The organism is Rhodococcus sovatensis, from assembly GCF_037327425.1.
Classification (GTDB): Bacteria; Actinomycetota; Actinomycetes; order Mycobacteriales; family Mycobacteriaceae; genus Rhodococcoides; species Rhodococcoides sovatense.
Map to the genome: position 1 here is coordinate 1,183,221 of NZ_CP147846.1, position 16,967 is coordinate 1,200,187.

Here is a 16,967-nt window from a genome sequence, read left to right on the forward strand (position 1 = left end):
GGTGGTCGTCGTGGTAGGCAAGTTCGAGCGCAACAAGGACACCGTGCAGGAACTGACGGAGTCCGCTGCGAATCACGTCGGGAAGATCGCCGTAATCATCGCCGGAGCGGTTCGCGACGTCACTCGAGAGATCGGCGACTGGGTCTCCGACGGAATCGAGATGCGCGAGGCGGCGAAGAAGGCCCGCGACGACGCACCGGTCGGCAAGGTCATCAACGGCGAGTTCGAGAATCGGTGAGTTCGAGAGACTCTGAGGGTTCTTTTACGTCGCTGAGAAATCTTGCAGCGGAAGCCATGTAGTTCTACTCGATGCCGGGTCGTTTGTCCGAAGGGACTGGGCGACCCGGTTTTCGTTGCCTCTACATCGTCGAAACAAACCTCGAGAATGTTTGTAAGCCCATTTTCATACTTCCAGATCGCAAAATGGGTTACCGTTACGCGACGAACCACACAGCGGTATGAAAGGCGGCTCGACATGCGGTTGGACACATCGTTCGCGCACTGCACCCCCAGCGATCACGCGATGGATCGCACGCCCCATCGGCCCGGTAACTCCAGCGGGGAGGCGTCACCCGCCACGGCTGTTCTGGAGTCGCACTGCGTGGCGATCGTTGCTGGCTGTATCCGCGTCGGGACGTTACCCGCCCCCGCGGAACTCGATCCCGTTCGGCGTTCGTCGGAACACCTCGTCCGGGGTGGTGTCCCCCTTCGTGACGCGCAACGCGCTGTGCACCTGGCGGTGAGCGCCGGGTTGAAGGGCAGTATCGACGGTGTATCGGGAGGGCCGGATGCCGATGTCGTCGGAAATGCGGTCTTCATGATGCGTGTTCTCGAGCTGTTGGGCAACACGGTGTCGTCTGCCTACATCGAGCATTGCAAGCAGGATTCGGGGACGACTGGCGACCAGGCGTCCAGATTGGTCGATCTGCTTGTCTCCGACGACCCTGAAGCACGTGCCGTTGCGGAACGTCACGGCATCGACATCGCTGCTGAGTACGACGTCGTGTTCCTTCGCTTCGTTGCAGACGCTGCTGATTCCGAACGATCTCTCGGTCGGACACTCGACAGCGCGAAGGTCGCCGCGGCTGAAGTCGCGCTGACTTCGGCGACCGTCGCACATGGTCCGTTGCTGTCGCTCAGTGCAAGTGGCGGAATAATATTGGTACCGTCTGTTGGGGCCGATGCAGTGGAAGAGTGCATTGCCCAATTGAATTCGGTCTTGCGCGTCAACGTGGTCGCAGCGACAGCTCGGGCTGTACCGGGTGCGATAGCGGATGTCGTTGCGCACTGTCGAGAATTGGTCGACTTGGCGCGATCGCTCCGCATGCAGCCGCGGTTGTATCGGACCGGTGACTTGGCGTTGGAGTACCAGCTGTCTCGTCCGGGCCCGGGTAGATCGCGGTTGAGATCTGTCATCGCGCCCCTCGATGCGTTCCCCGAGCTCATGCATACGCTCAGGACTTTTGTTGCGAGCGAGGCGAATCGACGGGCCAGTGCCAAGTCGCTGTACGTCCACCCGAATACCGTGGATTACCGATTGAAGCGGATCGAACAGTTGACCGGCGTGGACCCACTGAGTTCCGCCGGTCTGATGTCTCTGCACGCGGCACTTGTCGTCGATTGCCTCTCGCGCGCCGATGCGTCAGTAGCGTCGGGGTCGAACGTGATCGCCGAAGCGTCCTAGCTGTTCGGTGCCGGTCGTCCAAGTTCGGGCCGGCACCGCGAGGCTTTACCCGGCCGAGACCACGCCGCTCACCGGAAAGCGTCCGGAGATCGCCTTGCGGAAGTCGATCAGTGCACGCTCGACGTGGTTTGGGCTCGAGACGATTACGACGCCCTGCGCGCCACGTTCTGCGAGGATCGCAGCGGTATTGCGTGCGTTCTCGACAGTGGACCTGGAGGCGTTCTCCTCCGTAATACGCCAGGGCGCAATATCATTGGCGATCAACCACGTGCTCATGGCGCGTGCCTCGGTGATCCCGGATCGGGGCACGCCTCCGCTGGTGATGATTTGCGAGGAAGGGTAGCGCTGCGCCAGCGTCAGCGCTGCATCGAGCCGTTCCCGCAGCACTGGTCGAATTGTGCCGTCGTCGTAGAGTCCTGCTCCGAGAACCACTATCGCAGTGCCTACAGGGTTGAGGTCGAGCATCAGGGGTGCGTGCTGGGTGAGGACTTCCTGCTGTGTGCACCAGATGATGGCCGGCAGGTCAGGGAACAGGCACCCCCCGACCGTGGAGATGATGCCGTTTCCGAGGGTAATCGGCGTGATATCCGCGTGTGCGACGGCCGTGCTGTGTCCCAGCGTCAGCCCCCCTGTGATCAACGATGCGAACGCCGCACGCCTGAACGTGGAACAAGATCCAGCTGTCATCGAGTAGCCCCCCGGCCGATCTTTCATCGAATGCTCTTCGAATCAGCGTGCAGCAGGGGGTTGGTGGGGCACAACCATCAGCGGCTGTGAGTGCTTACAAAATCAACGGCTTCCGTTGTGATATGGGACACCTTCGGCGGGCGATGTGCGTAAAGCACTGACAGTCAACGCATTTAGGCGATGCGGCTATGCCGTGAGGTGTGGGTACTCCGAATTTCGGTGCTGGAATGCGAGGATGTTCGGGTTGACAACAGTGCCTTCGCGCACCTCGATCGACCTTTCGATGGTGTCGCTGGTGCCCCAGGCTTCCGGTCCGCCGAGGACGGTGCGTATGAATGGAAGCAGTGACTCGCTGATCTCCCAGGTTGCCGAGTCCCACAGGTAGGACGGGCTGTGATCGACCGCGTAGTACCGGACGTTGTCACCGACGGTGAACATCGGCTCGGTGAACGATGTGGGCTTTGCCCATTCGAAGCCCATGCCCTCGTCGCACGACACATCGACGATCAGGGTTCCCGGGGCGATAGAGGGCAGATCGTCGTTCACCAGGAACGTCAGTGGCGAATTCGTATCCTGCAGAACGCAGTTGACGATAATGTCGTGATCTCCCAGGAACTCGGACAGAGGTACACGTCCGGTGTCGGTCAATGCGCGACTGCGCCGCGGGTTCTCCCCATCGAGGTCGAAATTGACGATCCTGGCCGAGTGGATCGGTGAGCTGACCGCGGTGACGCCCCGCTGAGTGAGCACGTCGACTTCGTGAATTCCGTGGGCGTTGAGTGCAGTCACGGCCCCGCGGGCTGTGGCGCCGAATCCGATGACGGCCGCCCGAAGTCGTCGACCGTAATCTCCAGTGGATCCGATCAGTTGCAGCGCATGGAGAACCGAGCAGTACCCGGCGAGTTCGTTGTTCTTGTGGAACACATGAAGATTGAAGGCACCTTCCGGGCTCCAATGGTTCATCGCTTCGAATGCAACGAGTGTCAACCGGCGATCGATAGCGATCTGCGTAAGCTCGTAGTCCTGAACACAGTGGGGCCAACCCCACAGGATCTGACCGGCCCGCAGCGACTCGAGGTCGCTGGCCTGCGGCTTGGGAAGCAGAATGACGTCACAATCGTCGATCAATTGCTGTCGTGATCGGATGCCTGCTGTCAACGATGCGATGTGATCATCGGAGATTCCGAAGGGTTGTCCGTAGCCGGTCTCGAAATAGACTCGGTCTCGGATGTCGTGAGGTATGCGCCCGATGTGTAGCGGGTGAATCGGGAGGCGGCGTTCGTTCGGCTTGGATGACCGTGACGTGACGCCGAGGGTGAGCTGGTGCACAGTGGCCCCTTCGGTTGAGTTCAGTCAACCACACCTGAGCAGCCGCAAGATCCCGCTCGAGCCGCTGCGTACGCCCGCTCGAACGCCCTTCCCGAGGCCATGTCGGTCCAGCGGGTACACTCGTTCACCGTGCTCGAACGTGGCCTGCGCCCCGCACGAGCAAAGCCTCCGTAGCTCAGGGGATAGAGCAAGGGCCTTCTAATCCCTTGGTCGCAGGTTCGAATCCTGCCGGGGGCACCGAAGTGGTCGCAGTCGGACCTGCGCCGCGAGGCGCAGGTCCGACTGTGGAGTGCCCCGCCTGGTTCGTTAGCGGTTCAGCCACGTACCTGCGACGCCGCGAACTGTGCGCCCTGGGTTGTGGAGCCGTTCGTTCCGTACTGGAGGTGTGCGAAGCTGTTGAAGCCGCCGATCTGGCACACTGGATCGCCGAAGTTGCAGAAGCTGAGTGCGCGCGAGCCGTAAGTGCTGCTGGCCGTCTCGAGCTTGCTGCCACGGAGTCCGATCGGATTGCCGAACACGACAACTGCGTCGACGCGGTCGGCGATGTCGGCGGGAATGACGGCACCGGTGATGCTGCTGGTGGTCCGCACGCCCACAGCGTTGGTCACGACGGTGGCTCCTTGCGAATAGCCCGCAATCACGAACGTTGTCGACGGGCAGGAGGCGGCAACCGACGTCATGTGTGCAACGAGGTCACGTGATCCGGGGCCGGCGCTGGCCTGAGTGAAGTCCGCCGCGTAATTCACGGCATAGGTGCTGACCGACCGGTCCGACAGCTCGGACTTCAACCGATCGACGAACGGTGTGCCGGTGATGCCCAAGCCGGGGAATTCACCGGTTCCGCGGGCGAACGACACGTCGACGTCCGAACACGGGGCAGCGTTCGCGATGCCCGACGGTTGTGCCACGAAAAATGCGGAAACAGCCAGTGCTGCAACTGTATAAGCGGTCATACGCTTGTTCATAGAGCTACTCCTCGATGGGTGACTATGCCTGTCGAACCTTAACTGCGTCGGCCGGGCGGAGCGCAGCAATGACCCACGACTGATCCTGGAACTGTGGTTGAAATCCCTGCCCGATGCGACCTCCCAGAGTATCGCTTCTCAACGCCTGTTGCGCTACTCTCCTCACCGGGGTGAGTCCGATCTGCACCAATTGCGGATCCAAATTTTTCGGGGGATACAAGTGTCGAAACAGTGGTTGCGCAGCGTCGTGGTGTTTGCGTCGGCGGTTGCGTTGTGTCCGATTGCGACTGCATCGGCGGATCCTGCGCCGAGCCCGGCGCCAGCGACACTCATGGGGTCCATCGAGGACGGGCCGGGTAGCTTCAGTGTCTTCCGTACCGTCGACAGCGGTCAGCGTCCCTCCGCGTCGGACAACGCCGCGTGCAACGACTACTTCGGCTCCCCGCGCTCGTTGACCGTGGTCGAGCGTCTCGACGCGCGGATGTACACCTTCACCAACGATCCGTCGACGGGTTTCCTGGTGAACCCCACTGCACAGAACGTTGGACCGATCTACGTGTGCGACGGTCCGATCATCGATGGTCAGGCCTTTCTCGATCAGTGGGGCGCGCTCACTGCTCCCGGCCTGGGCAAACTATCCATGTACGGGCCGTGCGGGCTCGAGTTCATGATCGGTTCCCCTGGACGCGCAGCCGTCGATTGTGTTCTGCGAGTGAATCCCAATGATTCCGGGGTCACCGACGGCGTCGCGACCAGCAACTCGATCGCCAACCCTCTTCGTCTGCCGGACGGTCGCACCGGGTCGATGTGGACCCTGTACACCCTCGGTGAGGGCACTGCTCCTGTTCCCGAACCTGTTGCAGGAACGCCGCAGCCGACAGGTTCGGTGAAGTACAGCGTCGGGCGCGAAGTGAACTCGGTCTCGACCGGAAGCACTCCTGCATGCCCGGGTGGTGTGCGCACAACCGAGATTCACGCCGTGTCCGTCGACGCCGCAACCGGTGCGGCATCGACCGAGCCCTCCGCGGACGTCTCCGCTTCGGCGTCGATCTGCTACCAGAATCCATCGTCTCCGGACTTCGGTGCATCACTGAGCATCACGAGCTACGGCGTTACGCCTGCGCTCACGGCGACGTCCACCGGGCAATGCCGTCGCACCGAGCTGGCGATCGAGCCAGGCACCGTGCAACAGTCCTGCGGCTTCACCTTGCCGCCACAGCCCGCGCTCGGTCTGACCGGTGGACAGGTGACGCTCAACGGTCTAGTTCCGACGAACGACGCAGCAGGATCTGCCAATTCGGCGATCTGGACGACGTCGTTCCTCGGTCCCATCACCCCTCGATGACCGGACGTCGGACCGGGGTTCTCGTTCTGGCATTGGTGGCAAGCTGCATCTCGGGCGCGGTCGTAGCCGCACCCGGGGCAGTGGCCGAGCCGGTCGCGGTAGACGTTCCCCTCGAATACGGGCAAACCAGGGACATTGCTGTGGTTCCGCTGCCCGGGCAGCCCGAGGGAATCGCAGTCGATCCCGAGGACGGCAGCATGTGGTCGGGGTCGAACCGGCCTAATTCGTCCGCGGACGTGTGGCATTGGGATGCCGACGGTCGTCTGCTCGAGACGTACTCCTTGGAGGATCACGTACCTGCCGAACACGGCGTCAACGGGATCACTCTCGACGGGGACGGTCGGGTGTACGCCCTCGACTACTCGGGTGCGCGGGCAGTCCGTATCGATCCGGCGACCGGAGTGCACACGGTCTACGCGACATTTGCGAATCTCCCGACCTGTGAGGGGGGAGCGGGCATTCCGTGCGAACCGTCGCCCGTCGATAGACCGGCCTGGCCGAACTGGGCGACCTTCGCGCCCGACGGAACCATGTACGTCAGCGACCTGAATCAGGCCACCATCTGGAAAGTGCCAGCGGGCGGTGGTGCGGCCGAAATCTGGTATCAGAATGCTGATTTCGCGTCGATCTACAGCCTCAACGGTATGCAATTCGACGCAGAAGGCCGGCTGAATTTCGTCGTCACGGTGTCGCTGACCCCGGACATCACCTCCATCTTCCGTGGCGTCGTCTACCGAATCGCGCTGAATTCCAACGGTTCACCCGGTCCGCTCGAGAAGGTGGCGGTCGTCGGCCAGGCCGACGGGTTGGCCATCGGATCCAGTGGTCGCATATACCTGCCGATCTCGAACCCCTTCGACAACTCGATCCAGGTGGTCGATCCGATGACGGGTTCAGTGGTTGCGGACTTGCCGGCCGTCGTCGAGCGCGTCACCCGCTCGATCCCGTACTCGACCCCCGCATCGGTGGCATTTCGGGGAACGTCGTTGATCATCTCCAATCACGGACTCCTCGTCATCGACCCGCATCAGTGGGCGATCCTCGAACTCGGCGTCGGGGAGACAGGGCTGGCGCTGAACTACCCGAAAGGATTGGTGTAGCTCCCACCCGCGCGACACAGCCGGTAGGCGCAACGCACATTCAGAGTGAGAGGATGATGCATGCGCGACGTCCTCGATGATCTGGTAGCGGTGTGGCGTGCCGGAGGTTCGGCAGGCCTGGCAACTGTCGTTCGCACCTTCCACTCCGCACCCCGCCCGGCGGGGGCATCGATGATGGTGGCCCCCGATGGCTCGGTCCATGGCTCGGTCTCCGGCGGGTGCGTAGAAGGCACCGTGTACGAGGTCGCAACCGAAGTCTCGGCCAACGGTATTCCAGTGCTCGAACGGTACGGCGTCAGCGACGACGACGCGTTCGCAGTCGGCCTCACCTGTGGCGGAACACTCGACGTGTTCGTCGAATCCGTATCGCAGTCAACGTTTCCGGAGTTGGAAACCGTAGCCGAAGCCATCGCCACCGATCGTCCGATCGCCGTCGCGACAGTGGTGCGTCATCGAGACGTGGAGCGTGTCGGCATGCATATCGTGCTCGGCGAAACGGATTCCTCTGGGTCGACGGGGTCTCCGCGCTGCGACGCAGCCGTCGTCGACGACGCTCGTGGGCTCCTTGCCTCCGGACGATCGGCAATGCTCACTTATGGCCCCGACGGTGAGCGCCTCGGCGACGGAATGGACGTCTTCGTCTCCACCTATGCGCCGCGGCCGCGGATGCTGGTGTTCGGGGCCATCGACTTCGCAGCGGCCGTCGCGGAGCAGGGGACATTCCTCGGCTATCGAGTGACCGTGTGTGACGCACGCGGGGTATTCGCGACGTCGCAGCGGTTTCCGTCCGCAGCTGACGTCGTCGTCGATTGGCCCCACCGCTATCTCGCTGAGCAACTGGCCGCCGGGGCATTGGACGACCGCACGATCGTGTGTGTACTGACACACGATCCGAAATTCGACGTGCCGCTACTCGATATCGCGCTCCGCCAGGAGCACTTCGCATTTGTCGGAGCCATGGGCTCACGTCGAACGCACGAGGACCGAGTTGCGCGGTTGAAGGAGGCCGGTCTCACCGACGTAGAACTCGCCCGTATGTCGAGTCCCATCGGGCTCGACCTGGGGGCGCGCACACCGCAGGAGACTGCGGTGTCCATCGCCGCGGAAATCGTCGCGAGGCGATGGGGCGGATCAGGTGAGCCGCTCGCCGGTCAGCAAGGCCGCATCCACCACGATTGACGGGTGTGCAACACCACATCATCTACGACGACCTGTAGGACTACGGGATGCTGCGTATCCCACCAGTCCAGACACCTCTTACTCTGGTTGTCATGGCAGCACCTGATGTGGGGACAATCGAACCGTCGTCGACTGAGCCCGCGCCCACGGCGTCGACGTCCGTGTTCGCGACGGCGGGTCTGATCGCGGCCGTCGTCGCTGCTCTCATCATCAGCCTGTCCGCGTCGGACGCCCTGGTCCTGCTCGGTATTCCCGACCCCGGCCCGGCAACGACCTACGGCCTGCCTGCGGTGCGCGCCATCGGTGAAATCGCTGTGTCGATCGCCATCGGCTCCTTCCTTCTCGCTGCATTTCTGGTTCCGCCGCAGAAGAGTGGCGTGCTCGACGTAGACGGCTATCGAGCTGTGCGAACAGGATCGGTAGCTGTGATCGTGTGGGCAGCGTGTGCGTTGGTTCTGGTTCCCCTCACGCTGTCGGACACGTCCGGCCAGCCGTTCACCGTGGCGATCCAACCCAGCAATCTGTGGGTAGCTCTGGACCAGGTGGAAATCGCGAGCGCCTGGCGTTGGACGGCAATCCTCGCGGTCGTTCTCGCGATTGCCTCGCGTGCGGTGTTGCGGTGGTCGTGGACCCCCCTGCTCCTGGTGTTCGCGCTCGGCACGCTGATGCCGATCGCGGTGACCGGGCACTCGTCCTCGGGGGGATCCCACGACGTCGCGACCAACAGTCTGATCTTGCATTTGACGGCCGCGACGCTCTGGGCGGGTGGCCTGTTCGCGGTGCTCGCGCACGCACGTCGCCGAGGTGCCTATACGGACGTGGCGACGAGGCGGTTCTCGTCGATCGCGACCGTGTGTTTCGTGGTCATGGCAGCGTCCGGAGTGATCAACGCTCTCGTCAGGGTATCGGTCTCGGACTTGTTCGGAACCTTGTACGGACGGTTGATCCTGGGGAAGATCGTTGCACTCGTCGTCCTCGGTCTCTTCGGATGGATGCAGCGGCGGCGATCACTGCCTGCGCTCGCTGCGAACCCCGAATCGCGTGGCGCACTCATCCGGTTCGCCGGCGGCGAAGTTCTGGTCATGGCAGCCACCATCGGATTGGCCGTCGGACTCGGACGTACACCGCCACCGTCCAATGTGAACCCTGACCTGTCGCTGACCGAGGCGGCACTCGGGTACGACCTCGATGGGCCGCCGACTCTTGCACGCCTGATGTTCGACTGGCGGTTCGACCTCATCTTCGGGACTGCGTCGATCGTTCTGGCCGTGGTCTACCTGCTCGGAGTTCGTCGACTCCACAAACGAGGCGACTCGTGGCCGGTCGGCCGGACAGTGGCATTCGTGTTGGGATGCGTGACCATGTTGGTTGCGACCTCCTCGGGCGTCGGGAAGTATTCGCCGGCGGTGTTCAGCGTGCATATGGGCGCGCACATGGCTCTGTCGATGCTGGTGCCCGTTCTGCTCGCCCTCGGCGGAGCGCTCACTCTCGCGTTGCGGGCACTACCCGCGGCGGGCAAGAGCGGCGTGCCCGGACCACGTGAGTGGCTGCTACAAGCTCTGCACAGCCCGGTATCGAGATTCCTCACGCACCCGATCGTCGCAGCAGTGTTGTTCGTCGGTGGTTTCTACGCGTTGTACCTGGGCGGAGTCTTCGGTGCGATTCTGGACAACCACACCGCGCACCTATTGATGAATGCGCACTTCATTCTCAGTGGATACCTCTTCTACTGGGTGGTCATCGGCGTCGATCCGTCTCCGCGTCACATCGAACCGATCACCAAGTTGGCCATGGTGTTCGGATCGCTGCCGTTCCATGCGTTCTTCGGTGTCGCATTGATGAGCATGAACACCGTGATGGGCGGTTGGTACTACCGCACACTCGGCCTCGACTGGAACGGCGATCTGATGGGGGATCAGAAGCTGGGCGGTGGCATCGCGTGGGCGACGGGCGAAATTCCGCTCGTGCTCGTCATGCTTGCGCTCCTGATTCAGTGGTCGCGCAGCGACGATCGGAACGCACAGCGGACGGACCGGGCTGCTGATCGTGACCACGACGCGGACCTCGCAGCGCACAACGCAATGTTCGCCGAGTTGGCCCGTCGAGATCGCGAAGGGGAGCGGTAGCCGGGAGCCGTCATCTCTCGGTCGTGATCTTTCCGAGGATGCGCTGCAGTTCGGCGCGTTCGGCGGAGTCGAGGTTGTCGAACAATTCGGACGCGACAGCGCGGCGAGCAGAATCGATCGCGTCCAGTCGAGTGCGGCCTTCGTCGGTCAGTGATACGAGAACCGCCCGGCGGTCCGCTGGATCGTCTTCGCGGGTGACGAGATTCGCGGCTTCGAGGGAGTCGACGATGTCCGTGGCCGAGCGAGCGACGATGCGTAGGTGGTCGGCGAGCGCGCGGAGTCGCATCGGACGCTCTTCTCGAGCGAGAACGTGCAGTGCCCGACTTTGGGACGGATTGAGACCGAACGGCTCGAGCGCGCCCATGTGTATGTGGCGTATCCGTCTCGCAACAGCCATGAACGAGTCGGCGAGATTCGGGCTGTCTCCCGTGTGCATGACAGCAGCATAGCTGCATTGCGCGGTACCTCATAATGAGGTAACCTCTGCTTTATGTCGTTCATCGAACCTGGAGGTCTACTTGGAAAGCCCACTCGACAACATCACCGAATCTGCGTCTCGCACGAGTAAGCCGGCACCCGCCGCCGATCCAGCACCAGTCGGCCGAGTTCTCGCACTCTTCCATCCGTACCGCGCGCGAATCGCCGCGGTCTCCGCCATCATCGTCTTCAGCGCGATCATCGCGCTCGCTTCGCCCCTTCTTCTCCGTGAACTGCTCGACCATGCCATCCCTGATCGCGACGTCACACTCGTCACGCTGATCGCGGTGGGCATGATTGCAGTCGCCATCATCACCAATGCTCTCGGCGTGGTACAGACCTGGATGTCCAACGGTGTCGGTCAGAAGCTCATGCACGATCTTCGAGTCGCCGTGTACAGCCACCTGCAGAAGCAATCGCTCGGCTTCTTCGCCCGAACCCGCACCGGTGAGGTGCAATCACGCATTGCCAACGACATCGGCGGAATGCAATCGGTGGTCACCAACACCGCGACCTCGATCGCCCAGAATGCTACGACCGTGGCCGCCACCGTGGTCGCTCTGTTCCTGCTCGACTGGCGCCTGGCCTTGTTCTCGCTCGCCATCCTGCCGGTCTTCGTCAGGATTGCACGCCGGATCGGCAACGAACGTCGCAGGATTTCCACCACGCGGCAGAAGCTGCTGGGGGAGTTGTCGGTTCAGATCGAGGAATCGCTGTCGGTCAGCGGGATTCTGCTCGGCAAGACCACTGGATCCGCGCACGTACTCACCGATCGCTTCGCAGCACGATCCGACGAAGTCGCCGACGTCGAGCTGAAAGCGATGATGGCGGGAAAGTGGCGCATGGCCAGCATGCAGATCAGCTTCGCGATCATGCCCGCTCTCGTCTACTGGTTCGCCGGCGTCACCATCGGAAACGGCAGTGCACTCACCGTGGGAACACTCGTCGCTTTCACGACATTGCAGACCCAGTTGTTCCGGCCGACCATGCAGCTGCTCGGCACGGGTGTCGAAGTCCAGAGCTCACTGGCGCTGTTCGGACGGGTCTTCGAGTATCTGGATCTACCGATCGACATCGCCGAACCGCTCGACCCGACGGCGCTCTCACGCACGGACGTACGCGGCGATGTCGAGTTCGACCATGTCGACTTCTCCTACGCTGAGGCGACTGTTCCGACACTGAGAAATATCGACCTCGTCGTTCCCGCAGGCAGCACCTTGGCGCTCGTCGGTGCGACCGGTTCCGGCAAGACGACCCTGGGATATCTCGCTGCCAGGCTGCATGATCCGACGTCGGGGCGAATCACCATCGACGGAGTCGACCTTCGGGATCTGGAGACCACGACGGTCGCCGATCTCGTCGGTGTCGTCTCGCAGGAGACCTACCTCTTTCATGCAACGATCCGCGAGAACTTGAGGTTCGCCAAACCGGATGCGACGGATGCGGAGATCGAAAATGCTGCGCGAATCGCACAGATCCACGACTTCGTCACGGCGTTGGACGACGGATACGACACGCTCGTGGGCGAGCGCGGCTACCGCTTCTCCGGCGGCGAGAAGCAGCGGCTCGCGATCGCCAGGACTGTCCTGCGCAACCCGCCGGTGCTCGTTCTCGACGAGGCAACCAGTGCGCTCGACAACAGGACCGAGCGTGCGCTGCAGGATGCACTCGACGAGCTCATGGCCGGCCGCACGACAATCCTCATCGCACACCGGCTCTCGACTGTGCGATCGGCAGACAGAATCGCCGTTCTCGGCAGCGGTCGCGTTCTCGAAACAGGTACCCACGACGAGCTGATGGCGCTCGACGGTCACTATGCGGAGCTGATTCGCGCGTCGGAAGCGAACGCGACCACAGATCGGATCGCGGCGTAGCGCCCTAGCACAACCCACCGACGCACTCGCGCTCGAATCTTCCTCCGGAACAGGGTTATCCACAGCAAACCGGTTCATCCACAGATGTCGATCGGCACCATTTCAGGCCGTCGTTTCACGAGACACTTGGCTCATCGGATCGGCGATGCCGGCCCGTTTCACCGAATGACTCGTGTCACCCGACGACTCGTTCACTCGACGACAAAGGGGCAGAAGATGTACGAAGCGCAATGTGCAGTGGTGGGAACCGTCATCACCAATCCGATCAAGCGGCAGACGCCGTCCGGAGAGGAAGTGCTGAACTTCCGGATGGCAAGCAACGCTCGCCGACAGGACCGAAACACAGGGGAATGGACGGATGGCGGAACACTGTTCCTGACGGTGACGTGTTGGCGCCGACTGGTCAAGGGCGTCGGTGGTTCGCTGATGAAAGGCGACCCGGTCATCGCATATGGCCAATTGAAGACCAACGAGTACACGACACGAGAAGGTGTCGAACGATCCGGGGTCGAGATGACGGCGAGCGCGATCGGACCGGACCTCGCTCGCTGCATCGTCAAGCTCGAGCGCGGACGTCCTGTGCCGGTCTCTCAGGTGGATTCGACCGATCAGATGGACGAAGCGAACGACGTGTTCGACGACACGGACGACTCCACCGAGCCCGACACCATCGACTCCCACAACATCGAGTCCGACACCACCGAGACGGTCGGCGTGGCCGTCTAGCAGGCCAGGGGAGTGTATGCCGGGCCCGAACAACTGTGGCTCGGGTTCGGCATCGCTCGATGCGCATCGCTATCGTGATCGCATGCGAGGCGGATCACGTGCATGGACGACTCTGGTGATGGCGCTCCTCATCGGGATCCCTACTGCCGGAGTTGCAACCGCGCAGCAGCCTGATTCCGTCGACACCGTGCCGGGCACCGTCGTAACGGCGGAACCGCTTGCTGCTGATTTCGGTCTGCCCGGAACCGCTGGGGCGCACCGGATCACCTACTGGTCGGCAGGCCCCACCGAGGACCCTGCGCTCAGCTCCGGAGCCGTGTTCGTCCCTTCCGGTGAGCCCCCCGCTGGTGGCTGGCCGGTCGTGTCATGGGCACACGGAACAGTCGGCGTCGGAGATCAGTGTGCGCCCTCGCGTACCCCGTACGAGGGCCGCACCCGTGACTACCTCACCCATTGGTTGTCCGAGGGATATGCCATCGTCGCTACCGACTACGCCGGGCTGGGAACTCCCGGGGCGCACGCGTATCTCGAGAAGTCGTCGGCGGCCCGCAACGTGATCGACATGGTCCGCGCTGCGCGTGCGGTCGAGCCCACACTGGCGGATCGATGGCTGGCGATCGGTCAATCTCAAGGTGGCCATGCAGTACTCCATGCCGCACACATCGCAACCAGCTATGCGCCGGAGCTCGACTATCGCGGGGCGGTGGCCACCGGCGCACCGTCCAACCTCGAGTACGCGTTCCAACTGGGTGGGCCGTTCCTTCCGGATCTAGGTCTGGACGGCCTCGATGTCTTCGCTACCTACGTATTGGCAGGACTTCGTCAATCGCAGCCGGACCTGGACGTCGACAGCTACCTGACGCCGCTCGGCCGGGCCGAGGTGGATGGCGTCGAGAGCACCTGCCCGGGAGATCTGCGCACGCACCACGGGTCGGTGGGCGCACTGCTGGCCCGCCCGATAGCCGGAACCGAGATGTTCGATGCGTTGACGCAGTACCTCGCGGTGCCTGTCGACGGATACGACAGGCCGATCTTCATCGGGCAAGGCGTCATCGACACGATGGTTCCGTCACCTCTGTCGGTGCCACTCTTGGCCGGTTTGCTCCACAACGGCCAGGACGTCACCTACATCCCCTACCTGTTCTCGGGCGGTGAATTCATCGGCCACGAGGGGACGATGATTGCGTCCACGGTCGACTCCACGCCGTTCGTCCACCGCCTGCTCGACCCGATCGCAGCGGGCTAGCGGTCGCCTGAAAGCCGGGCGGGCCGACTTCGAGGACAGGGGCATCCGCCTGCGATTCGGGCGATGGTGTCGGCAGGGCCGCCGACCGATAAGCTGGCCCGCATGGCGGAATTCATTTACACCATGAAGAAGGTGCGCAAGGCGCACGGCGACAAGGTCATCCTCGACGACGTCACGATGAGCTTCTACCCAGGAGCCAAGATCGGTGTCGTCGGCCCCAACGGCGCCGGCAAGTCCAGCATCCTGAAAATCATGGCGGGGATCGATCAACCCGGAAACGGTGAGGCGTTCCTCGATCCCGGCGCCTCGGTCGGCATCCTCATGCAGGAACCGGTCCTCGACGACGCCAAGACAGTTCGCGAGAACGTCGAGGACGGTCTCGGCGACACGATGGTCCAGCTCAAGCGGTACAACGAGATCGCCGAGCTGATGGCAACCGACTACTCCGACGAACTCATGGAGGAGATGGGCGAACTCCAGGAGAAGCTCGACCACGCCGACGCCTGGGAGATCGACTCCCAGCTCGAACAGGCGATGGACGCCCTACGCTGCCCGCCACCCGAGTCTCCGGTGACCAATCTGTCCGGTGGCGAGAAGCGCCGCGTCGCGCTCTGCAAGCTGTTGCTCAGCAAGCCGGATCTGCTCCTCCTCGATGAGCCCACCAACCACCTCGACGCCGAATCGGTGTTGTGGCTCGAGCAGCACCTCGCTGCGTACGCCGGCGCGATTCTCGCCGTGACTCACGATCGGTACTTCCTCGATCACGTCGCACAGTGGATCTGTGAGGTCGACCGCGGTCGACTCCACGCTTACGAGGGCAACTACTCGACATACCTGGAGCAGAAGGCTGCACGCCTCGAGGTCTCGGGCAAGAAGGACCAGAAGCTGCAGAAGCGTCTCAAGGACGAGCTCGCCTGGGTTCGGTCCGGCGCCAAGGCACGTCAGGCGAAGAGCAAGTCGCGTCTGGCCCGCTACGACGAGATGGTGGCGGAAGCCGAGAAGACCAGGAAGTTGGACTTCGACGAGATCCAGATCCCGAATCCGCCGAGATTGGGTGACGTCGTCGTCGAGGTCAAGAGCCTCGACAAGGGATACGACGGCCGCGTACTGATCAAGGACCTGTCGTTCACGTTGCCCCGCAACGGCATCGTCGGCGTGATCGGACCCAACGGTGTCGGTAAGACGACGCTGTTCAAGACGATCGTCGGCCTCGAGGAACCGGACGGCGGCGAGGTCAAGATCGGCCAGACGGTCCAACTCAGCTACGTCGACCAGAACCGATCGGGAATCGACCCGAAGAAGACCGTGTGGGAGACGGTGTCCGAGGGACTCGACTTCATCACCGTCGGTAGTTCCGAGTTCCCGTCGCGGGCGTACATCAGCTCGTTCGGATTCAAGGGCCACGACCAGCAGAAGCCGGCCGGAGTGTTGTCCGGTGGTGAGCGCAACCGCCTCAACCTGGCGATGACGCTCAAGCAGGGTGGAAACTTGATCCTGCTCGATGAGCCGACCAACGACCTCGACGTCGAGACTCTCGGATCGCTCGAGAACGCGCTGGAAGAGTTCCCCGGTTGCGCCGTGGTCATCTCGCACGACCGGTGGTTCCTCGACCGGACCTGTACTCACATTCTGGCGTGGGAAGGTGGCTTCGGCGACAACGAAGCGGCCTGGTACTGGTACGAAGGAAACTTCGAAGGCTACGAGGCCAACAAGGTGGAGCGGCTCGGACCGGATGCTGCTCGACCTCACCGCGTCACGCACCGCAAGCTGACCAGGGACTGAGTTCTTGACCGGTAAGAAATTCGAGCATCTCCTCCAAGTTCGGTGGGGTGACTCGGACCGACTCGGGCACGTGAACAACACCCGATTCGTCGAGTATCTGCAGGAAGCGCGGGCACTCTTCATCACGCAGGTCCTGATGGAAGCAGAGGGGAGCAGGGGAGCGACAGTCGTGCGAAAGCTGACCGTCGACTTCTTGCGTCCCATTTTCGACGAATCGGGTCCCTTGCTCATCGAGGTGGCGGTCTCTCGTATCGGTCGAACGTCGTTCGACGTTCGACATCGCGTGCGCGACAGAAACGGCTCGTTGTGCGCCGACGCCTCGGCAGTGATGGTGGCGTTCGATCTCGATACGCAGGCGTCTCGAGCGCTCACCGAGCGGGAAAAGACAGTTCTTGCCGAGTACCCCGACACCGGTCAGTCGTGACGTCGACAGACAGATGGCCCAGC

15 protein-coding genes and 1 tRNA gene are annotated in these 16,967 nt (G+C 62.8%); 12 read left to right on the top strand and 4 right to left on the bottom strand.

Annotated features, from left to right (window positions below):
* The first annotated feature begins 10 nt into the window (after nucleotides 1–10).
* Entirely contained in the window at nucleotides 11–238 is a 228-nt protein-coding gene (locus tag WDS16_RS05475; protein ID WP_068378511.1) for a hypothetical protein, read from the top strand.
* Nucleotides 239–601: 363 nt separating this feature from the next.
* Nucleotides 602–1,684 (top strand): helix-turn-helix domain-containing protein, encoded by a 1,083-nt coding sequence (locus WDS16_RS05480; RefSeq protein WP_338891092.1) that lies wholly within the window; start codon nucleotides 602–604, stop codon nucleotides 1,682–1,684.
* Nucleotides 1,685–1,729: 45 nt separating this feature from the next.
* On the opposite strand, the gene WDS16_RS05485 is transcribed toward WDS16_RS05480, so the two are convergent.
* Both WDS16_RS05485 and WDS16_RS05490 read right to left on the bottom strand, forming a co-directional pair.
* Nucleotides 1,730–2,398 carry a YdcF family protein gene (locus WDS16_RS05485; RefSeq protein ID WP_338891094.1) on the bottom strand — a complete coding sequence of 223 codons (669 nt, stop codon included), beginning with the start codon at nucleotides 2,396–2,398 and terminating at the stop codon, nucleotides 1,730–1,732.
* Between the two features lie 159 nt (nucleotides 2,399–2,557).
* Entirely contained in the window at nucleotides 2,558–3,700 is a 1,143-nt protein-coding gene (locus WDS16_RS05490; RefSeq protein WP_338891096.1) for a N(5)-(carboxyethyl)ornithine synthase, read from the bottom strand.
* 164 nt (nucleotides 3,701–3,864) lie between these two features.
* On the opposite strand from WDS16_RS05490, the gene WDS16_RS05495 reads away from it, so the two are divergent.
* A tRNA-Arg gene (locus WDS16_RS05495) sits at nucleotides 3,865–3,937 on the top strand.
* A 77-nt stretch (nucleotides 3,938–4,014) separates the two neighbouring features.
* On the opposite strand, the gene WDS16_RS05500 is transcribed toward WDS16_RS05495, so the two are convergent.
* Nucleotides 4,015–4,653, bottom strand: coding sequence for a cutinase family protein (locus WDS16_RS05500; RefSeq protein ID WP_338891098.1), 639 nt, complete (start codon nucleotides 4,651–4,653; stop codon nucleotides 4,015–4,017).
* A 232-nt stretch (nucleotides 4,654–4,885) separates the two neighbouring features.
* On the opposite strand from WDS16_RS05500, the gene WDS16_RS05505 reads away from it, so the two are divergent.
* The 4 genes from WDS16_RS05505 to WDS16_RS05520 all read left to right on the top strand — a co-directional run bounded on the left by WDS16_RS05505 (nucleotide 4,886) and on the right by WDS16_RS05520 (nucleotide 10,415).
* Entirely contained in the window at nucleotides 4,886–6,010 is a 1,125-nt protein-coding gene (locus WDS16_RS05505; protein ID WP_338891100.1) for a hypothetical protein, read from the top strand.
* Complete coding sequence (locus WDS16_RS05510; RefSeq protein WP_338891102.1) at nucleotides 6,007–7,110, top strand: hypothetical protein; 1,104 nt, start codon at nucleotides 6,007–6,009, stop codon at nucleotides 7,108–7,110. Before WDS16_RS05505 ends, WDS16_RS05510 begins: the two co-directional genes overlap by 4 nt.
* A 60-nt stretch (nucleotides 7,111–7,170) precedes the next feature.
* The gene (locus WDS16_RS05515) at nucleotides 7,171–8,289 is read left to right on the top strand and encodes an XdhC family protein (protein WP_338891104.1); all 1,119 of its coding nucleotides are present in this window, start codon (nucleotides 7,171–7,173) and stop codon (nucleotides 8,287–8,289) included.
* 92 nt (nucleotides 8,290–8,381) lie between these two features.
* Complete coding sequence (locus tag WDS16_RS05520) at nucleotides 8,382–10,415, top strand: cytochrome c oxidase assembly protein (RefSeq protein WP_338891106.1); 2,034 nt, start codon at nucleotides 8,382–8,384, stop codon at nucleotides 10,413–10,415.
* A 10-nt stretch (nucleotides 10,416–10,425) separates the two neighbouring features.
* On the opposite strand, the gene WDS16_RS05525 is transcribed toward WDS16_RS05520, so the two are convergent.
* On the bottom strand, nucleotides 10,426–10,851 hold the full coding sequence (locus tag WDS16_RS05525; protein ID WP_338891108.1) for a MarR family transcriptional regulator: 426 nt from the start codon (nucleotides 10,849–10,851) through the stop codon (nucleotides 10,426–10,428).
* A 103-nt stretch (nucleotides 10,852–10,954) separates the two neighbouring features.
* On the opposite strand from WDS16_RS05525, the gene WDS16_RS05530 reads away from it, so the two are divergent.
* The 5 genes from WDS16_RS05530 (at nucleotide 10,955) to WDS16_RS05550 (ending at nucleotide 16,944) form a co-directional block, all read left to right on the top strand.
* Nucleotides 10,955–12,766, top strand: a complete 1,812-nt coding sequence (locus WDS16_RS05530) for an ABC transporter ATP-binding protein (RefSeq protein WP_422395814.1) — start codon at nucleotides 10,955–10,957, stop codon at nucleotides 12,764–12,766.
* Between the two features lie 216 nt (nucleotides 12,767–12,982).
* Nucleotides 12,983–13,492, top strand: a complete 510-nt coding sequence (ssb, locus tag WDS16_RS05535) for a single-stranded DNA-binding protein (RefSeq protein ID WP_338891110.1) — start codon at nucleotides 12,983–12,985, stop codon at nucleotides 13,490–13,492.
* Nucleotides 13,493–13,574: 82 nt separating this feature from the next.
* On the top strand, nucleotides 13,575–14,738 hold the full coding sequence (locus WDS16_RS05540) for a lipase family protein (protein WP_338891112.1): 1,164 nt from the start codon (nucleotides 13,575–13,577) through the stop codon (nucleotides 14,736–14,738).
* Between the two features lie 102 nt (nucleotides 14,739–14,840).
* A complete protein-coding gene (ettA, locus tag WDS16_RS05545; RefSeq protein ID WP_338891113.1) occupies nucleotides 14,841–16,520 on the top strand; it encodes an energy-dependent translational throttle protein EttA in 1,680 nt (559 codons plus the stop codon).
* Between the two features lie 4 nt (nucleotides 16,521–16,524).
* On the top strand, nucleotides 16,525–16,944 hold the full coding sequence (locus WDS16_RS05550; RefSeq protein ID WP_338891114.1) for an acyl-CoA thioesterase: 420 nt from the start codon (nucleotides 16,525–16,527) through the stop codon (nucleotides 16,942–16,944).
* Nucleotides 16,945–16,967: the final 23 nt, after the last annotated feature.

Bases quoted from the DNA above. Each gene is read 5' to 3' on its own strand.
- WDS16_RS05510 (WP_338891102.1), top strand. From the start codon at position 6,007: ATGACCGGACGTCGGACCGGGGTTCTCGTTCTGGCATTGGTGGCAAGC.
- ssb (WP_338891110.1), top strand. From the start codon at position 12,983: ATGTACGAAGCGCAATGTGCAGTGGTGGGAACCGTCATCACCAATCCG.
- WDS16_RS05520 (WP_338891106.1), top strand. From the start codon at position 8,382: ATGGCAGCACCTGATGTGGGGACAATCGAACCGTCGTCGACTGAGCCC.
- WDS16_RS05485 (WP_338891094.1), bottom strand. From the start codon at position 2,398: ATGAAAGATCGGCCGGGGGGCTACTCGATGACAGCTGGATCTTGTTCC.
- WDS16_RS05540 (WP_338891112.1), top strand. From the start codon at position 13,575: ATGCGAGGCGGATCACGTGCATGGACGACTCTGGTGATGGCGCTCCTC.
- WDS16_RS05515 (WP_338891104.1), top strand. From the start codon at position 7,171: ATGCGCGACGTCCTCGATGATCTGGTAGCGGTGTGGCGTGCCGGAGGT.
- ettA (WP_338891113.1), top strand. From the start codon at position 14,841: ATGGCGGAATTCATTTACACCATGAAGAAGGTGCGCAAGGCGCACGGC.
- WDS16_RS05525 (WP_338891108.1), bottom strand. From the start codon at position 10,851: ATGCACACGGGAGACAGCCCGAATCTCGCCGACTCGTTCATGGCTGTT.
- WDS16_RS05500 (WP_338891098.1), bottom strand. From the start codon at position 4,653: ATGACCGCTTATACAGTTGCAGCACTGGCTGTTTCCGCATTTTTCGTG.